This is a genomic window from Galbibacter pacificus (assembly GCF_029603165.1).
In the GTDB taxonomy this organism is placed as follows: domain Bacteria; phylum Bacteroidota; class Bacteroidia; order Flavobacteriales; family Flavobacteriaceae; genus Galbibacter; species Galbibacter pacificus.
On sequence record NZ_JAQSVC010000006.1, the window covers coordinates 202,320 to 220,344 of the forward strand.

Annotated in this window: 14 protein-coding genes; 9 read left to right on the plus strand and 5 right to left on the minus strand. The window is 40.0% G+C overall.

Annotated elements, in window-relative coordinates:
• Nucleotides 1–208: 208 nt before the first annotated feature.
• On the minus strand, nucleotides 209–1,225 hold the full coding sequence (locus PSF86_RS15845) for a family 43 glycosylhydrolase (RefSeq protein WP_277901068.1): 1,017 nt from the start codon (nucleotides 1,223–1,225) through the stop codon (nucleotides 209–211).
• Between the two features lie 90 nt (nucleotides 1,226–1,315).
• Nucleotides 1,316–5,284, minus strand: a complete 3,969-nt coding sequence (locus tag PSF86_RS15850; protein ID WP_277901069.1) for a hybrid sensor histidine kinase/response regulator transcription factor — start codon at nucleotides 5,282–5,284, stop codon at nucleotides 1,316–1,318.
• A 422-nt stretch (nucleotides 5,285–5,706) separates the two neighbouring features.
• On the opposite strand from PSF86_RS15850, the gene PSF86_RS15855 reads away from it, so the two are divergent.
• From PSF86_RS15855 to PSF86_RS15870, 4 genes are read left to right on the plus strand one after another with little or no spacing between them, the layout of a single operon-like run.
• On the plus strand, nucleotides 5,707–6,732 hold the full coding sequence (locus tag PSF86_RS15855; protein WP_277901070.1) for a glycoside hydrolase family 43 protein: 1,026 nt from the start codon (nucleotides 5,707–5,709) through the stop codon (nucleotides 6,730–6,732).
• Nucleotides 6,733–6,734: 2 nt separating this feature from the next.
• Entirely contained in the window at nucleotides 6,735–8,792 is a 2,058-nt protein-coding gene (locus tag PSF86_RS15860; RefSeq protein ID WP_277901071.1) for a beta-L-arabinofuranosidase domain-containing protein, read from the plus strand.
• A gap of 36 nt (nucleotides 8,793–8,828) precedes the next feature.
• Nucleotides 8,829–9,896: a cellulase family glycosylhydrolase gene (locus PSF86_RS15865; protein WP_277901072.1), complete on the plus strand. Its 1,068-nt coding sequence runs from the start codon at nucleotides 8,829–8,831 to the stop codon at nucleotides 9,894–9,896.
• A gap of 2 nt (nucleotides 9,897–9,898) precedes the next feature.
• Nucleotides 9,899–11,089 carry an aldose epimerase family protein gene (locus PSF86_RS15870; protein WP_277901073.1) on the plus strand — a complete coding sequence of 397 codons (1,191 nt, stop codon included), beginning with the start codon at nucleotides 9,899–9,901 and terminating at the stop codon, nucleotides 11,087–11,089.
• A 78-nt stretch (nucleotides 11,090–11,167) separates the two neighbouring features.
• Here the strand turns inward: PSF86_RS15870 and PSF86_RS15875 are convergent, their stop codons facing one another.
• Nucleotides 11,168–11,998, minus strand: coding sequence for a DUF5694 domain-containing protein (locus tag PSF86_RS15875; RefSeq protein WP_277901074.1), 831 nt, complete (start codon nucleotides 11,996–11,998; stop codon nucleotides 11,168–11,170).
• A gap of 248 nt (nucleotides 11,999–12,246) precedes the next feature.
• On the opposite strand from PSF86_RS15875, the gene PSF86_RS15880 reads away from it, so the two are divergent.
• The 4 genes from PSF86_RS15880 (at nucleotide 12,247) to PSF86_RS15895 (ending at nucleotide 14,784) form a co-directional block, all read left to right on the plus strand.
• The gene (locus PSF86_RS15880; RefSeq protein WP_277901075.1) at nucleotides 12,247–13,092 is read left to right on the plus strand and encodes a bifunctional helix-turn-helix domain-containing protein/methylated-DNA--[protein]-cysteine S-methyltransferase; all 846 of its coding nucleotides are present in this window, start codon (nucleotides 12,247–12,249) and stop codon (nucleotides 13,090–13,092) included.
• Nucleotides 13,093–13,806, plus strand: coding sequence for a 2OG-Fe(II) oxygenase (locus PSF86_RS15885; protein ID WP_277901076.1), 714 nt, complete (start codon nucleotides 13,093–13,095; stop codon nucleotides 13,804–13,806). It begins immediately after the preceding gene.
• Nucleotides 13,807–13,985: 179 nt separating this feature from the next.
• Entirely contained in the window at nucleotides 13,986–14,192 is a 207-nt protein-coding gene (locus tag PSF86_RS15890; protein WP_335966386.1) for an Ada metal-binding domain-containing protein, read from the plus strand.
• Nucleotides 14,176–14,784, plus strand: a complete 609-nt coding sequence (locus PSF86_RS15895; RefSeq protein ID WP_277901078.1) for an alpha-ketoglutarate-dependent dioxygenase AlkB family protein — start codon at nucleotides 14,176–14,178, stop codon at nucleotides 14,782–14,784. Before PSF86_RS15890 ends, PSF86_RS15895 begins: the two co-directional genes overlap by 17 nt.
• 104 nt (nucleotides 14,785–14,888) lie before the next feature.
• Here PSF86_RS15895 and PSF86_RS15900 read toward each other — a convergent pair whose 3' ends face one another.
• Nucleotides 14,889–15,437, minus strand: coding sequence for a pyridoxamine 5'-phosphate oxidase family protein (locus PSF86_RS15900; RefSeq protein ID WP_277901079.1), 549 nt, complete (start codon nucleotides 15,435–15,437; stop codon nucleotides 14,889–14,891).
• A 75-nt stretch (nucleotides 15,438–15,512) separates the two neighbouring features.
• On the opposite strand from PSF86_RS15900, the gene PSF86_RS15905 reads away from it, so the two are divergent.
• Complete coding sequence (locus PSF86_RS15905) at nucleotides 15,513–16,883, plus strand: pyridoxal phosphate-dependent decarboxylase family protein (RefSeq protein WP_277901080.1); 1,371 nt, start codon at nucleotides 15,513–15,515, stop codon at nucleotides 16,881–16,883.
• Nucleotides 16,884–17,048: 165 nt separating this feature from the next.
• Here the strand turns inward: PSF86_RS15905 and PSF86_RS15910 are convergent, their stop codons facing one another.
• Nucleotides 17,049–17,702 carry a PQLLE family protein gene (locus tag PSF86_RS15910; RefSeq protein ID WP_277901081.1) on the minus strand — a complete coding sequence of 218 codons (654 nt, stop codon included), beginning with the start codon at nucleotides 17,700–17,702 and terminating at the stop codon, nucleotides 17,049–17,051.
• Nucleotides 17,703–18,025 lie beyond the last annotated feature (323 nt).

The window sequence follows — 18,025 nt, forward strand, 5'->3', positions numbered from 1 at the left end:
TGCACACAAAATACAGAATGGGGCACTAAAAAAGGACGTTTATGCACACAAAACACAGAATGAGGCACTAAAAAGGGACATTTATGTATACAAAATATAGAATGAGGCACTAAAAAAGGACATTTATGCACACAAAACATAGAATGGAGCACTAAAAGAGAAAATGTATGTACGGCCACTATAAAAATATGTATTCGTGTTCTATTATTTATTCGGCATCGGGAAGCCAATAATCAAAGGGTTGGTCACGGTTTGCTTTCAAAGTGCCATTTTCTACCGTAATTGGTGCTACCTGTATGCTGGTTCTATGGTTTTGATAAAAAGAATTTTCTGGTTTGGTAACTCCATGCTTGTCACGCCCCGGATGGGTAAAATAAAATATATAAGCACGGTCTTTAAAGGTAATTACATCGCCATGTGCCCCAGATGGGGTATCGTCCTTCCTTTTGGAAGGAGTATCGAGTATCAAGCCTTGTTTTTCCCAGGTGTTGAGGTCTGTAGAACGGTATATGCGCAGCCCGTGCCACTCGTCGGTAAGCATCCAATAGTATCCTTTATATTCAAAAACATTGGGTCCCTCATGGGCATCGCCTGCTATTGTAGGTTTTTGTGCTGCTTCCCATGTTTTTAGGTCTTTGGACTCCGACATCATGGTAATCCCTCCCTTAGAATCGTCTTTGTACCACATCCGCCATATGCCGTCTTCCTTTTGGAAGAGGGTAGCGTCTATTACTTTATCTGAAGATGCACTTACGCCTCCTTGATAACTCCAATCCCATAGGTTTTTGCTGGTTAAGTGCACGATTTTGGACTTTCCGCCCCAGTGGCTCCTTGCTCCTTGTATGTACGACACGTACATATGGTAGGTGCCTTTATGGTATACAACATCGGGGGCCCAAAATGTGTTTTGTCCCCGCTCGAATTCCAGGTCTAGGTAGCCCCTGAACACCCATGTTTGTCCATGATCTTTGGTAGAGGCAATGCCCACCTTGTTGCCGTAATAAGCCGATACGTCCGGGGTGGGCATATTGGCCCGGCGTGCCGTATAGAGCATCCACCAACTCTTTTCTTGCCTGTTCCAGATAATAACCGGGTCGGCAGCACCATCATATATGGGGTCGTTGTAAACAGGAGAAGGAGCTGTGTGGGGCTGTTGTTGTGCCGTTGCCGAAAATGCTATAGATAGTGCACAGGAACATACTGTGATAAGGTGTTTTGCTTTCAATTTTTTAAATTTTTATAGGTGAATAGTGTTTAGCGGGGTGCAAACATCAATTTTATGGGTTGATTTACTATAAAAAGAAGCGTGCATAGACTAAACTTCCTTGCTGTTTATATATTCGGTAGGGGTCATGTTAAATTGTTTTTGAAAATTCCTGCCAAAACTGGTCTGGGAGTTGTAGCCTACCATTTCGGATACCTCGTATATTTTGTAATCGCCTGTCCGGAGCAGTTCGGCGGCCTTTTTAAGGCGGGTAATGTTAATAAGCTCGTTAGGGCTAAGGTTAGATATGTCCTTTATCTTCCTATAGAGCGTAGACCTGCTCATGTTCATGATTTCTGCTAGTATTTCAACGCTTAAATTATGGTCGGCTATGTTTTCATAGATTACTTTGTCCAGTGCTTTTATAAAAGATTCATCGGTTTTGGAGTGTGCAATGCTTCTTATATGTGCCAATGGCGTACTGGAATAATGTTGCATGATGTGCTTTCTGTTTTCCAATAAGTTTTTAATTTGAATATGGAGATATTCTATCGAAAAGGGCTTTTCAATATAAGCATCTGCCCCCGATTCCAGTCCTTCTACCTTAGCGCTTATGGCACTTTTGGAAGTTAACAGGATAACGGGTATATGGCTGGTTTCTAAAGATGTTTTTATTTTCTTGCAAAGCTCGAAACCATCCATTCCGGGCATCATTACATCGCTTATAACCAGTTGTATGTTGTCGTTCTGAATAATTTCCAGTGCTTTTTCGGCATATGCGGCCTTGTGTACAAAGTATTCTTCACGAAGGTCCTTAGCTATAAAGTCCAAAAGGTCTTCATTGTCTTCAACAAGCAGTATGGTGGTCTTTTTAACTTCTTCTGTATCATCTTCATCATGATAAATTGCAGGGAGCCCTGTATCTTTTATAGGAAGGGTGTTTGATGAATAGAGTTCAAATTTCTTTTCCTGGAACAAGGGCAGTTTCAATATAAAAGTATTCATGGCCACATCTGTATTATCCAGGGAAAGTGTCCCTTTATGCAGTTCGGTTAACGAATGTGCCAGCGATAGGCCAATACCCGTTCCTGTTTGGTGCGTTACTTCGGGCGCCCTGAAAAAAGGTTCGAAGATTTTGTCTTTTAAATGGACAGGAATAAGCTCTCCATCGTTCTTAACAATAAGGATAAAGCTTGCCTCGTCTCTTTTTAGGGTTACAAATACCTTGTTTTTGGCGTATTTAATGGCATTGTTAAAGAGATTGCTTAAAATTTTCTTAAGAGCCTCGCTGTCTACATAAGCATGTATGGGCTCATCGGGATAAGAAAATTCAAATAAGACATTTTTTTCTTCAATGGCCTGGCTAAAGCGCGTATGGGTGTTTTTTACCATAGCGGTTATGTTTGCCTTTACAAAAGTAAGGTCAACCCCTTCTATTTCTGTCCTCCTAAAGTCTAGCAACTGGTTAACAAGGTCCAATAGCCGGGAGGTGTTTTTGGACATGATGTTGAGGTTTTCTTTTAAGAAGCCATTTTGTTGCGTTGTCTTTAGTATTTTTTCCAGTGGGCTTTTAATAAGTGTAAGCGGGGTTCTTATTTCGTGGGCCACGTTGGTAAAAAACTCGATTTTAGCCTGATAGATTTCTTTTTCCTTCTTGTTGTTGAGCTGGCGGATCTTGCGGTTGTTTTTTTCTTCGGTTTGTTTGTGATAAAACCGTACCGCAAAAAACAATATGGTTGAAATAAATAGAAAATAGAAAGCATATGCCGTATTACTGGCCCAAAACGGGGGCGAAATTATAATTCTGAGGTCTTTTCCCCGGCTCCAGGAACCATTGCTGTTAAGGGCTTTGTATTTAAGGGTGTAATTTCCTGGCGGAAGCTTGGTAAAATAGGCGGTGCGGCTTTTGTTAAGTTCTACCCAGTCGTCGTTAAGGCCTTCCAATTGGTACCAATACTTGGTCATTTGCGAGGCATTGAAGCTCAAGGCCGAAAAATCAATGCTAAACGATGATTCTGTGTGTTTAAGGTTGATTTCATCAGAATAGGTAATGGATTTTGAGAGCGGCGATCCATTTTCTGTTACAGAAACTTCTTTGTTGTTGACCCTAAGGTTGGTTAACAAAATAGGCGGGTTGTATGTGTTCTTTATAAAATTGTCTGGGTTAAAAGACACCATGCCGTCCACGCTTCCAAAGTACATGTCTCCGTTATCGTCCTTAAATGCAGAGCGGTAATTAAACTGGTCGGTCATTAGTCCGTTTGCTTTGGTGTATGTTTTTATGCTGAAGTCTTCTGGGTTAAACTTTACAAGGCCATTGGAGCTGCTAATCCATAAATTAAAATCGTTATCTTCTAAAATGGAGTACATTACGTTACTTGGGAAGCCGTCTTTGGTATTAAAACGTTCAAAATCGTTTGTTTCGGGCCGGTATTTGTTCAAACCGTTTTCGGTAGTAACCCAAATGTTTCCCTTGTGGTCTTTGTAAAGATCGTTTATGGCATTGCTGCTAATGCTATTTGCATTCTTGTTGTTGTATGTATAAACTTCTTTTCTGCCGGTAGCTTCATTATAATGAAAAAGCCCGTTTCTATAGCTCCCAACCCAGGCTTCGGTAGCGCTAATTTCCATAAAGCAGTTAAAAAAGTATTTTTCAGGAATAGGCTTAAAGCCTTCAAAGGTATCCTTTCCTGCATTGTACTGTTGAATGCCGCCCGTAGTTAAAATAACGATATCATTGCTTTTTGTTTTGTGCACGGCATAGACAAAATTGCTGAACAGGCCACCTTTACTGCCCATTCCATAATGTTTTGTTACTTTTCCAGAAGTGATATCGAGCACGTCCAGGCCATGCTCAAAAGTGCCTGCCCAAAGTTTATCGCCATCGGGCAGTATACCGTGAATGTTATAATAGGCAAGCCCGGTATTGTTTTTAAGCGGATTGTAACTGGTGAACTTTTTGGTTTTCAGGTTAAATTTATTTAGGCCGGCATCTTCAGTACCCAGCCATAGGTTGCCATATTTATCTTTGGTAATCTCCCTAACAATGTTCCCGCTCAAAGAATTTTCATTAAGCTTTGGAAAATACTTTTTAAAGGGCGTGTATTGTTTTGGGTAATAGTTAATCCCCCTAAAATAGGTGCCCATCCATACGCCCTGTTCATTGTCTACCGTAATGGTATATACCGCATTGTCGGACAAGGCATAGTCATCGGTATATTTTTTTTGTATATGGTCGTATGTTTTATCTTGAATGTTGTATATATATACCCCGTTTTCGGTTGCAATCCACAATTCTCCCGCTCCCTTTTTGGCAAAGTTCCTTACATAAACTGGGCCGCTCTCATTGGCTAGCAATCTTTTTTGTGTGCCACTTTGGGTGTTGTATTCTATAACGCCATGATTTTGTGTACCAATGAGAATGGTGTGTGAGTTAAGTGCATATATGGTCGATATTATAAAAGGGAAGATTGTGTTTTCTATGGGGGCTATTCCCATGGGCGTAAAAGATATTTTATCGGGGTCGTACTTATACAGCTGGTTAAAAGAAGCAACCCAGAGCGTATTGTCCTGCGATTTGGTAATGCTCAATGCCCCAAAAAAGTCGGCGGGATCAAAAACTGTATATTTTTTCTTCTCAATATTGTATTTATACAAGGTTGCACCTGCAATAAACCATAAATTTCCGTGTGCGTCGGTCTCTATATCCTGGACAGATTGGTTTTGGGTAAGCTCCAATAGCTCGAAAGTTTCATGCAGTTCGTCAAACTTATACAAACCATTGTCGGTACCAACCCATAAAAAACCTTTGTATTGATGCAATGTCTGTATAAAATTGCTACCTATGCTGGTTGTATCCTGCGGGTCGTTTTGATATAGCTTAAAAGAATAACCGTCAAAACGGTTTAGGCCGTCCTTTGTTCCAAACCATAAAAAACCATGGTTATCCTGCAAGGAGGATATAACGGAATTATGAGACAGGCCATTGTCTACTTGATAATGTTTTAAATAGTATTCTTGGGCACAAATAACAGCGCTCAAGAGCATAAAAAAAATGGAAAACAGCAGGCTTTTTTTCAACTTTATAAATTTTGCCAAAATGTACTAATAATACTTATACATTTTGTTTCATAACCATTCAATTTGTTTCAACTATCATAAAAAGTATACATTTAGTAGCACTTTGGGCGAATTTTACGAAAGAATGACACAATCGATATGCTATAAACACGGTTAATTTAGCCTATTTTGATATAACGGAGAATTCAATAAAAACAAATGTATTTTTTTAATGATATGGCAATGTACAATGCGCCAAATTATTTAGATGATAAATTATTATGAATTAATTAAAGGTAAGGAATAGCGATTAAATGAAGCCAAACAGCATAAACGGCCTTGATAAACTTCAACAGTATCGTTCAAAACCGAAGTTGCAACAAATTATATATACAAAACAGGATAACATCAATAAAAAAATAGAAAAACCAACCGTAACAATCATGAAACAATTATATTTTTTGTTCCTGCTATGCTCTTTGACCGTATGTGCACAGCAAAAAGAATTTACCAATCCCTTATTGCCGTCGGGTGCAGATCCCTTTAGTGTGCACGTAAATGGTTATTACTATTATACCCATACCATGGGAAACAAAATAGTGCTTTGGAAAACAAAGAATTTGGCAAATTTGGCTTCAGCCGAAAAGAAAACCATTTGGACCCCGCCAAAAACGGGGCTTTACTCTAAAGATATATGGGCCCCAGAAGTACATTACCTAGAAGGTAAATGGTATGTTTATTTTGCTGCTGATAATGGAGATAATAACACGCACAGAATGTATGTTATCGAGAACGAGAGCAAGGATCCTTTTTCCGATAATTGGGAGTTTAAAGGAAAAATAGCCGCAAAAACAGATAAATGGGCAATAGATGGGAATGTTTTTAATTATAAAGACCAATATTACATGATCTGGTCCGGATGGGAAGGAGACCAAAATGGACAACAGGACATATTTATAGCCAAAATGAAGAACCCGCTTGAAATTGAAGGAGACCGTGTTAAAATTGCATCTCCGACTTTTAATTGGGAAAAGCACGGCGATTTAAACGACCCCATAAACCCACCGCATGTAAATGTAAACGAAGGACCACAGTTTCTTCAACATAACAATGCTATTTTTATAATCTTTTCGGCGAATGGTTGCTGGACCGATTATTACAGCTTAGGTGTGCTCAAGTTTACGGGACAAGAAAACTTGCTGGACCCTTCCAGTTGGGAAAAACAAAAAAAATCTCTGTTAACACAGTCTCCAAAAAACGGAGTGTATGCACCCGGACATAATTCTTTTTTTAAATCACCGGACGGGAAAGAAGATTGGATCCTGTACCATGCCAATTCAGAGCCGGGACAGGGATGCGGTGGCTTCAGGTCCCCGAGGATGCAACGGGTACATTGGCAGGAAGATGGAAGCCCGTATGTAGGCGAGCCTGTTTCAGAAGATACAAAACTACCAACACCTTCAGAATAATTATGAAAACGAACATCGAGAAAAGTAAATTCATTGCAGTTTCAGTTTTGGCAACATTAATGTTCCTATCGTGCAATAAAGAAACGAAAAGCAAGGATAAAGTTGAATTAAAAACAACCAACTATGTAGCGTCGGTTTATAATGAAGTCGCGTTGGGAGAGATCCAACCAAAAGGTTGGCTTAAAGACCAGCTAGCCATAATGCGCGATAATTCAACCGGGCATATGGACGAGATTTACGACAAGATAAAAATTGATAACGGTTGGCTTGGCGGCAAGGGCGATGATTGGGAGGAAACACCTTACTGGCTGGATGGCGCAGTACCGTTGGCCTATCAATTGGATGATAAAAAACTTCAGCAAAAAGTAAAAAAGTACATCGATTGGAGTATAGAAAACCAACGACCGTCCGGTTATTTCGGTCCCATAACCGAGTGGGAACGGGAAACAGGGAACAAAGTAGATATAGCCCATTGCGATAAAGGCGAAGATTGGTGGCCGAGAATGGTAATGCTAAAAGTGATTCAGCAATATTATACGGCAACGCAAGACAAACGTGTAATTCCGTTCATGAAAAAATATTTCGACTATCAATGGGCTACCTTAGATACCTGCCCAATTGGAAAGTGGACAGAATGGGCACAATCCCGCGGTGTTGAAAACATGCGTATTGCACAATGGTTGTATACCATTACCAAAGATGAAAAACTGTTGCAACTGGCCAATAAAATTAAAGAACAGTCTTTTGCATGGAGCGAATGGCTGGGCAACCGCGATTGGGTAATAAACGCTGCTGCGCACCCCAATGGAGAAAGCTGGATGCACCGCCATGGTGTAAATGTTGGAATGGCCATAAAGGAACCTGCCGAAAATTACCAGCGTACGGGCGATTCGGCTTACTTAAAAGCTACCAAAGTTGGATTTAGCGATTTAATGACCCTCCATGGGCTTCCCAACGGAATTTTTTCTGCCGATGAAGACCTGCACGGGAATGCGCCCATACAGGGAACCGAACTTTGTGCCATAGTCGAGGCCATGTTTTCATTGGAAGAAATTATAGGGATTACCGGAGACCCATTCTATATGGATGCATTAGAGCAGGCAACGTTTAATGCGCTTCCGGCACAAACTACCGACGATTTTAACGAAAAACAATACTTCCAAATAGCCAACCAAATTGAAATAGACAGGGGCGTATATGCTTTTACCTTGCCGTTTAACCGCGAAATGAACAATGTTTTGGGAGCAAAAAGCGGTTATACCTGTTGCTATGTTAACATGCACCAAGGATGGACCAAATTTACACAACATTTGTGGTATAAAAATCAGCAGGACGGCTTGGCGGCGCTGGTTTACAGTCCAAATACAATTTCGACCACTATTAAAAATGAAACGGTAACCGTACAGGAAGATACTGCTTATCCTTTTGGAGACGAAATTGATTTTAAAATTTCTGTTGAAGATGAAATAACCTTTCCTTTTGAGTTGAGAATCCCAAAATGGTGCACAGCACCTTCAATAACCGTTAACGGTGAAAAAGTATCTTTCGAGAAGGACAAAGAAATTGTAACTCTTAACAGAAGCTGGAAAAACGGCGATGTGGTAAAACTAAAGCTCCCTATGGAAGTACGTGCTTCTGAATGGGCAGAAAACACGCGTGCCATTGAGCGTGGCCCCTTGGTTTACGGATTGAAATTAAATGAAAAGTGGAACGAAGGCAACGAGGAACATGAAGGTAAATATTTTACCGTCCATACCGATTCTAACTGGAATTATGGTTTGCTTCAAGAAGAATTAAAAACAATTGCAAACAATACCGAAGTAATTGCAAAAGGACTGAACGATGACTTTAAATGGAATTTGGAAAATGCACCACTTGAAATAAAAGTAAATGCAAAACAAATCCCCGATTGGAAGGCCATTAACGGTTTGGCGTATTTACCGGTAACGGGAAGGGAAGGTTTTTATAAAGGCGAAGTTTCCAAAAAGGAAGAATCCATCAGTTTGGTGCCCATTGGTTTTACAAAGCTTAGAATTGTTGCATTTCCCGTGGTCAAATAGTTAAAAAAAGAACACTAATTATAAAAATAGAGAACAATGAAAAAAATACTTATTGTAGCTGTAACGCTTCTTATGTGCAACTTGGGGATGGCCCAGAAAAAAGATGTGCTTATAAAAAATAAATGGTCTGCCGAGAAAGCCAATAACTGGTATGCACAGCATAAATGGATAAGTGGTGCCAACTTTATCCCGAGTACGGCCATTAATCAATTAGAAATGTGGCAAGAAGATACTTTCGACCCCGAAACCATCGACCGGGAACTAGGCTATGCCGAAGGAATTGGATTTAACACCATGCGTGTCTATTTGCACAGTCTGGCGTATAAGGCAGACAAAGAAGGATTTAAGAAAAGGGTAGACCAATATTTAAAAATAGCAAATAAACACGGCATACAAACTATCTTGGTTATTTTTGATGACGTTTGGGACGCCAACCCAAAGATAGGGAAGCAGCGCGAACCAAAGCCGGGAACCCATAATTCCGGGTGGATGCAGGACCCAGGATATCCGGCATCAAAAAACGAGGCAAATTTTCCTGAACTGGAAACGTATGTAAAAGACATCATAAAAACTTTTGCCAACGACAATCGCGTATTGCTGTGGGATTTGTACAACGAACCCGGAAACAACGGCAAAAGCAGCGAGTCTTTGCCATTGCTAAAACAAGTTTTTACCTGGGCACGCGAGGTAAACCCATCGCAACCTATAAGTGTAGGTATCTGGAAATGGAACGAAAAAGAACTTAACGAATTTCAGGTAACAAACTCCGACATTGTTACCTACCATGATTACGAAGCACCCGAATGGCACTTGCGCGTAATACAATTATTAGAATCCTTTGGACGTCCGCTTATTTGTACCGAATACATGGCAAGAACCAGAGACAGTCGTTTTTCCAATATACTGCCAATGCTTAAAGAGCATAACATCGGGGCCATAAATTGGGGATTGGTAAATGGTAAAACAAATACCATTTATGCTTGGGACACGCCCATAAGCAGTGGAGAAGAACCTATTGAGTGGTTCCACGATATATTTAGAAAAGACGGAACTCCTTACAGGCAGGATGAAGTAGATTTAATAAAAAAACTAAACAATAAATAAACATGTACAAGTCAAAAATATTCATGGCTCTTTTGCTGGCAGGAATAATCAGTGTAGTGGCGTGTAAGCAAAACAAAAAAGAAGCGGCAGCATCTCAAGGAGAAACCATTGAGGTAGTCACCAAGGATTCCATTGCAACTTTAATCAATTCAGAAGCTTTCGATACTATTGTAAACGGGAAAAAAGTACAATTATATTGGATTCAGAATAAAAACCTAAAAGCGGCCTTTACCAATTACGGTGGGCGTATAGTAGGTTTATGGGTGCCCGATAAAAATGGTAAAATGACCGATGTTGTCGTGGGCATGAACAGCGCTAAAGGGTATATGGAATCTACCGAACCCTATTTTGGAGCTACTATTGGAAGGGTTGGCAACCGAATTGCAAAGGGAAGGTTTACTTTAAACGGAAAACAATATACAATTCCCACCAATAACAATGGGAATACCCTTCATGGAGGAAACAAAGGTTTTCAGGATGTTATTTGGGACGCCGAAAAGGTAAACGAACATACATTGGTACTTAAATACCATTCCCCCGATATGGAAGAAGGTTTTCCGGGGAACCTGGACGTAACGGTTACCTATTCCATTACCAACGATAATGCCGTAAAGATGGAATACAGCGCAACTACAGACGCGCCCACGGTGGTAAATTTAACCAACCATGCCTTTTTTAATTTAAATGGTGAGGGGAGCGGGACTATTCTAGATCATCAAGTTCAAATTTATGCCGATAAGTTCACTCCGGTCGATGCAGGGTTGATTCCCATGGGAGAATTAAAACCGGTAGCCGGGACCCCGTTCAATTTTACCGATCCGCATACTATTGGGGAACGCATAGAAACCGATAACGAGCAACTAAAAAACGGAATGGGCTACGACCATAATTATGTGTTAACTGGTGCCAAGGAAGATAGTATGAACCATGTGGCAACCATTGTTGGGGATAAATCTGGAATTGAAATGGATGTTGTAAGCCAGGAACCGGGCGTACAATTCTACAGCGGAAATTTCATGCAAAGCAAAAACACCTTCAAGTCGGGGGCTAAAGACGATTTTAGAACTGCTTTTGCACTGGAAACCCAGCATTTTCCAGATGCGCCCAATCAACCAGACTTCCCATCTATTACCTTAAATCCGGGAGAAGAATACCATACAGTTTCTGTATATAAATTTTCGGTAAAAAAATAAAGGGTTTTATACCAAACAACCCCAATGTTGATATAGAAAAAACCGCAAAGTACTTATTTTGCGGTTTTTTTTGTAACCTTACTTTAAATAAACGTTCGTGTCAACGAGCTTAAATTCAGGAGAACTGTCAAAGAAAATGTTTAATAGATTCATATGGTCTGCCCCAAATATTATTAAAATCCGATCAGACGGATCGGTTTTTATGCGCTGTATATTTCTAAATATTTTCAGGTTTCTACTAAACCATCTTCCCGTTTCAAAATCAACTCCAAAAAAGTCACCTTCATTTATTTCATATTTAAAAGGGCCCAATAGATAATTTCCCAAACTTTTCTTTATAACCTCGGGGTTGTTCAGCATTTTTAGTTCTTCCAGAATACCTTCAGACTTATATATGTCTTTTCTTATGTTCTTTAGCGGGGCATCCGGATTGTTTTCAACATATTTTACAAATTTCTTACGGTTAATGGAGTCATTTCCATTTATTACTTTTTCAACGGACTGGGTAAAGTTGCCCCACTCATCTACACAATACAGTTTCTTTAACTTTAATTGTTTGGCAAGCCTAAATCCTATTTGTTGGTATTCGGCTCTTTGCAATTTATAGGTGCCTTCAAGAAATAAATTATAGAGCGAATCGGCTTTTGCCTGCTCTTCAGGTCGAAGTTCTATTGCAATAATAGTAGGCTTAAACGCGCTTAGTTTTTTAACAATCTCATTTATTTCTTTTTGATAACGCTTCTCATAAATATCTATTTTGTCGGAATCTTCAACCTGTTGCACGTCTAGGTTTGGGAAGTTAAAATGGAACGTGGCAAGTGTTAGTACTTCAATTTTGTTTTCATTTTCGCTTTTCTGTGCTTGAATGGCGAATGTTACGCATAAAAATAACACCGTTAATGGCTTCATAAGGCTATTGTTTATTATGAAGACTAGCCAGGACCACATTTGTTACAATATTTGTGTACAGGCCAGTGGGATAGCTGTTCTTTTTTCAAGATAATCCGAAGGGATTACTTGTTTTTGGCAATTAAAATAGAGTTACTTTTATAAGAGATGAACAATACCAACAGTTAAAAACATATATGTTTAGCAAGAATCAGGTTTTAAGGCCTTCAAAAGCAATATATTTTTGCTTCTATTAAACATAAAGAAAAATGACACCGCAAGAAGAACTCAATTACAATAGAATTGCCGAGGCCATACAGTATATTAAGGCGCATTTTAAGGAACAGCCTTCTTTAGAGCATATAGCGGGGCAGGTACATTTAAGTCCGTTTCACTTTCAACGGTTGTTTACCTATTGGGCGGGGGTAAGTCCAAAAAAATTTATGCAGTATTTAAGCATTGAATATGCAAAACGGTTGTTAAACAAAGGTCGGGCCACTTTATTCGACACTGCCTACCAAACCGGACTTTCGGGTACTAGCCGTTTACACGATTTATTTATAAACATAGAGGGAATGACGCCCGGCGAGTACAAAAACAAAGGCGAAAACCTACGTATAAACTACAGTTTTGCCGAGAGCCCGTTCGGGAAAATTATAGTAGCCTCCACGCCAAAGGGAATTTGCCATATGGCTTTTTTAAACAACAAGGAAGAAGCCTTTTATACGTTAAAAAGCAGGTTCCCTAATGCCGAATACCATCAAATGGTGGATAAAATCCAACAAAATGCACTTTTCATTTTCCGTGAAGATTGGAGCAAGGGCAACCAAATAAAGTTGCATTTAAAAGGCACTCCCTTTCAACTAAAAGTTTGGGAAACCCTTTTAAAAATCCCCAAGGGAAACCTCTCGACCTATGGGGCCGTTGCCAAAAAAATAGACATGCCAAAGGCATCACGGGCCATCGGGACCGCTATTGGTAACAATCCCGTAGCATATTTAATCCCGTGCCACCGGGTTATACAGTCTACCGGGAACACGGGGGGCTATATGTGGGGAAGCACCCGCAAATCTGCCATAATTGGCTGGGAGGCCGCTAAAACAAACGTAGAATAAATGGAAAGCATCAACACTAAAATAGAAACAATAGATTGGAATACGGTAACTGCCCAAATGCACGAAAAAGGTTATGCAATTGTGCCCAAATTTATAAACCAAAAGCAATGCAATACCTTAACCGGCCTATATCCATCGGTAAGTGCATACCGAAAAACCGTGGTCATGGAACGTTACCGTTTTGGCTTGGGCGAATACAAATACTTTAATTACCCTTTGCCCAAAATTGTACGGGAAATACGCCAAGGATTATACCCAAAATTAGCGCCAATTGCCAATTTGTGGATGAAAGTTTTAAAGATTGACAGAAAATTCCCGGAAACATTACAGGAATTACTTGAACAGTGCCACAAAAACAATCAATTAAAGCCAACGCCCCTTATATTAAAATACGGCAAAGGAGGTTTTAACACCTTGCATCAGGATTTGTACGGAGACATATACTTCCCCCTGCAAGCAGTCCTGTTTTTAGACCAACCCGATATTGACTATTCGGGCGGCGAGTTTGTGCTTACCCAGCAAACGCCAAGGGCACAATCCAAGGCAATGGTTTTAAGGCCCCAAAAAGGAGATATGCTTATCTTTACCACCAACTTTAGGCCCATAAAGGGCACAAAAGGCTATTACCGTGCCCGCATAAAGCACGGGGTTAGCCAATTGCACCATGGCCAAAGGCATACATTGGGCATTATTTTTCACGATGCACTTAGCTAATACTATTTTGGCGGGCCCTCCATTTCATTCCGGCCGGGCTATCCACTGCAATCTTTTGTTCGTGCCTCACAAAAGGATTTACGCTGCTATCCCTGCCCGAACAATTAAAAGAGGCATTAAATAAAAGAGATAATAACATGGTACAGCATCAACAAATAACATCCTTAACTTTGCATGGCATGATAAAAAATGGACAAATATGTCTTGCAGGAAACAAAAGACTTAAAATTTATGGCACATTAAACTGCAAATCGGGAAAACGCATGCAAAAAGAAAACCGCGTGTTTTTCAAAACAGAAAAAGAAGCTGTCATAAACAACTACCGCCCATGCGGGCATTGTATGAAGCAAGCATATAAAACATGGAAAAATGGACTTGTTCAATAACGAGATAGATACAACACAAAACCTATTGCCCAAAGACGGAACCGTAAATTACTATGGTAAATTGTTTGCCGCCCAAGAGGCCAATAGCTATTTAAACACGCTGTTAAGCTCCATACAATGGAAAAACGACGAGGCCATAGTATTTGGAAAAAGGATAATTACCAAAAGAAAGGTGGCCTGGTATGCAAACAAACCCTTTTCCTACACTTATTCCAACACTACAAAGCGGGCGCTGCCATGGACCCAAGCACTTTTGGACTTCAAAGGCACGGTAGAACAAAGAACCGGCGAAACGTTCAACTCTTGTCTCTTAAACCTATATCACGATGGCAGCGAAGGCATGGCATGGCACAGCGATGCCGAAAAAGACCTGAAAAAGAACGGGGCCATTGCTTCCTTGAGCTTTGGCGCCGAACGAAAATTTGCCTTTAAGCACAAAACAACCAAAGAAAAAGTAACAATTACTTTGGCCCACGGAAGTTTACTGGTCATGAAAGGCACCACGCAAGCGCATTGGCTGCATAGATTGCCGCCCACAAAACTAATAAATAGGCCAAGGGTAAATCTTACCTTTAGAACCATAGACAAATAGTAACAATATTCCTGCTGGACAGCTAACTAAGAAAAAGGGGCAACCCAAATTAGGCAAAGTAGTATTTAAAACCTGAGATCCGGAACAAACAACCGTCAATTGTTTTATGGAACCAAAAAAGTGCCTTCCCATCCGGTAGGTTCTTTAGCATAAAGCACCCTTATGTGCTTATCTTTCTTCAATTGAAGGTATTCTATTTTAGAGGGAATAATATGGATAATGGCAAAATGGTTTACATTCTCCAAATACTCTATCATTTCGGGATCTTTAATCTTCGTACCGGGATCCCTTGAGGTACTATAGTCTTTTTTAGAAGAAACTTTAACCTGTTTCCACCCATGCTGTATTATTTTTTCATCTGCTTCCAGAAAAGCCTTGCCATCAACTTTAAGTTGCAGCATCTCGTTATGGTTAAAAAAAAGCAGGCACACATTATTGTTTTCCTTTAGGTGCGTAACTTTTTTAGAACGCTTGTCGGTATAGATGGTTAAGGCCAAATCGTCCTGTACTTCCCTAAGTACTACTGTGCGTAGCCTAGGACTATGGTTTATGCCAATGGTAGCCATGGTAAAATACCTAAAAGGGTGCTTTACATCTTTAATGGCATCCAGCAATTCCTGCTTGGCGGTTCTAAAATAAGCGTTGGTCTTCATCTATTGGCTTTTTATAAAGATAGCAAATTCTATTGAAAACCGAACAAAAGCATACCTTTGCCAAAAAGAGATTTTATGCACAATATAGATATGGACAGCGTAGAAATGACACTCGATGTCATGAAGTACGCCTTGAACAGGATTACAATGATCTCCCCCGAGCTAGGAAAGCCTAAAAAGGAAGAAGAGCTAAAGGCATTGGTAGGAGAGACCGTAACAGCAAAAGGTATTGGGGGCGAAAAGGCCTTCCAGCTATTTAAGGATGTACTTATAAAAGCCACCGTCCCCATAGACCACCCCAGGCATTTGGCATTTGTGCCGGCATCGCCTACACGGGCCGCCATAATGTTCGACCTGGTAACCTCGGCATCGAGCATCCACGGGGCTTATTGGATGGAAGGTGCGGGCGGTATCTACTGCGAAAACGAAGCCATGAAGTGGTTGGTCTCCCTAACGGGCATGCCCAGAGGAGCTTTTGGCGTATTTACCAGCGGGGGCACTGCCGCCAACCTTTCGGCAATGGTAACAGCCCGTGAAGAGTGGCGAAAGGATGAAAATAACCAAGGTGAAAAAGGATTGATAATAACCTCTATCGGGGCACACTCCTCCATAAAGTCAATGGCCAAAGTAATAGATGCCGATGTCCTGTTGGTAGAAACCGAAGACCAGATGAAAGGACAATATCTGGAAGAAAAAATAAAAAGCCTTACACCGCACCAGCGCAAACGCTTATTTGCCGTTGTTGCCACGGGCGGCACTACCAATGCAGGTATTATAGACGACCTAGACGGTATAGCCAATATATGCCAAAGGGAAAAACTTTGGTTTCATATAGACGCAGCATATGGTGGCGGTGCCCTTGCCGCCGATTCCGTGAAGCATTTGTTCAAGGGTGTGGAGCGTTGCGATAGTATTACCATCGATCCGCACAAATGGTTGTTCTCTCCTTACGATTGTGGGGCCATTATTTATAAAAATCCACAATTGGCAAAAAATGCACATGCACAAGAAGGCTCTTACCTGGATATATTTAAGGATGAAGGGGCACATGGCTTCAATCCATCTGAGTACCAAATACAATTAACGCGCCGTGTAAGGGGGTTGCCTTTATGGTTTTCGTTAGCCATGCACGGAACCGATAAATACAAATGGGCGGTAGAACAGGGCATCAAGCTTGCCAAGCTTGCGGGGAAGCTAATCGAGGAAGACCCAAATGTAGAACTGGTGCGCGAGCCAAGTTTATCCTGTGTACTATATAGGCGCAAAGGATGGACCCCCGACGATTACAGGAATTGGACCTATAAAAACCACCGCGATGGCTTTGCACTGGTAACGCCTACCAAATGGCGCCAGGGCGATAGCTTTGAGACCGTTTCACGCTTTTGCTTTATCAATCCAGATACAACCGAAGCCGATATTAAAGCAATACTGGATTCCATGGCATAGAAAATACAAGAAATGCCCATAAAATTAAAGAATGTCCCCATAAAAAACCCTAATATATCTTATAAGCACAACGCTTAAAAAGACTTAGGGCCGTAGTATGTTGGGCATTCTTTGTTTTTTACTTTTCTGTGTCCCGTTTTCTTCGGTATGCACAAAAATTGACAGCTAACTTTTAACCACCTTGTCCAAAGATTCTAATAATTGGGGGTGTTCCTTAAGTTCTATTCGCGCAATAGTATAAAAATGGCCCATCCATGTATTTAGGTCCATTAAATTTTTATTACGTTCTTTAGGAGCATCCTGTTTATTACCATCAAGTTCAATCCGTAGCTTGCGGTAACGATTTGCTTCCATTACCTTACTGTAAGTCATGTCTATGTTTGCTTTAGTAAGCTTTAATGCACTTAATTTTTGTAACAGATCTTCACTTGCCAGTATTATGCTGTAAAATTTTTCTACATTAGAAAGCCAATCGGTATATTTATTTGGGATGCTCCTATCAATACGAAGTTCTTTTAATATATTTTCATCCTTATTAAACAAAACTTTTGCCTTTAGGCGGTGTTCCCTATAAGTGGTATCTACCTCTTTATACATTTTTTTATAGGTTATAGAGGCATTATCTAGATCGTTTTTCCTTTTGTCAAGGTCGCGATAAGCAGCATAGGTGTTTTCTACCAGCTTTTTACCTTCAGATATCTTTTTACTATCATATCCGGATTTGGCAAGTGCCGTTCTTACTTCATGGCTGTTCATTGCATTGTCTAATGCTGTTTCAAAATGTTTCAATCGGTCATTCAAAGAAGTCTTTGCTTTCATTTTAATAGTATTTAAAATTTATAATCGACAATATACAGTATAATAACTATACAAGATGTTAAATAATGAAAAAATTCATCTCAATACACAAAATTAATGTATTGCATGTAAGTTTAAGATTACAATTTTGAAACTTTTTAGATGAAAAAGATAGTTTTAATAGTGTATATTGAGGAAAGTAATATATACATTGCTTGCTGAAAATATAAAAATCAATAAGAAGCCATCAAAAAAATAACTTTTATATTAGTAAATCAATATTATGCACACAACACATAGAATGAAGCATTGAAAAATAAGATTTATGCATTCAAAACATAGAA

Bases quoted from the DNA above. Each gene is read 5' to 3' on its own strand.
- PSF86_RS15900 (WP_277901079.1), bottom strand. From the start codon at position 15,437: ATGAAGACCAACGCTTATTTTAGAACCGCCAAGCAGGAATTGCTGGAT.
- PSF86_RS15910 (WP_277901081.1), bottom strand. From the start codon at position 17,702: ATGAAAGCAAAGACTTCTTTGAATGACCGATTGAAACATTTTGAAACA.
- PSF86_RS15875 (WP_277901074.1), bottom strand. From the start codon at position 11,998: ATGAAGCCATTAACGGTGTTATTTTTATGCGTAACATTCGCCATTCAA.
- PSF86_RS15870 (WP_277901073.1), top strand. From the start codon at position 9,899: ATGTACAAGTCAAAAATATTCATGGCTCTTTTGCTGGCAGGAATAATC.
- PSF86_RS15895 (WP_277901078.1), top strand. From the start codon at position 14,176: ATGGACTTGTTCAATAACGAGATAGATACAACACAAAACCTATTGCCC.
- PSF86_RS15865 (WP_277901072.1), top strand. From the start codon at position 8,829: ATGAAAAAAATACTTATTGTAGCTGTAACGCTTCTTATGTGCAACTTG.
- PSF86_RS15860 (WP_277901071.1), top strand. From the start codon at position 6,735: ATGAAAACGAACATCGAGAAAAGTAAATTCATTGCAGTTTCAGTTTTG.
- PSF86_RS15905 (WP_277901080.1), top strand. From the start codon at position 15,513: ATGCACAATATAGATATGGACAGCGTAGAAATGACACTCGATGTCATG.
- PSF86_RS15885 (WP_277901076.1), top strand. From the start codon at position 13,093: ATGGAAAGCATCAACACTAAAATAGAAACAATAGATTGGAATACGGTA.
- PSF86_RS15855 (WP_277901070.1), top strand. From the start codon at position 5,707: ATGAAACAATTATATTTTTTGTTCCTGCTATGCTCTTTGACCGTATGT.
- PSF86_RS15880 (WP_277901075.1), top strand. From the start codon at position 12,247: ATGACACCGCAAGAAGAACTCAATTACAATAGAATTGCCGAGGCCATA.
- PSF86_RS15890 (WP_335966386.1), top strand. From the start codon at position 13,986: ATGATAAAAAATGGACAAATATGTCTTGCAGGAAACAAAAGACTTAAA.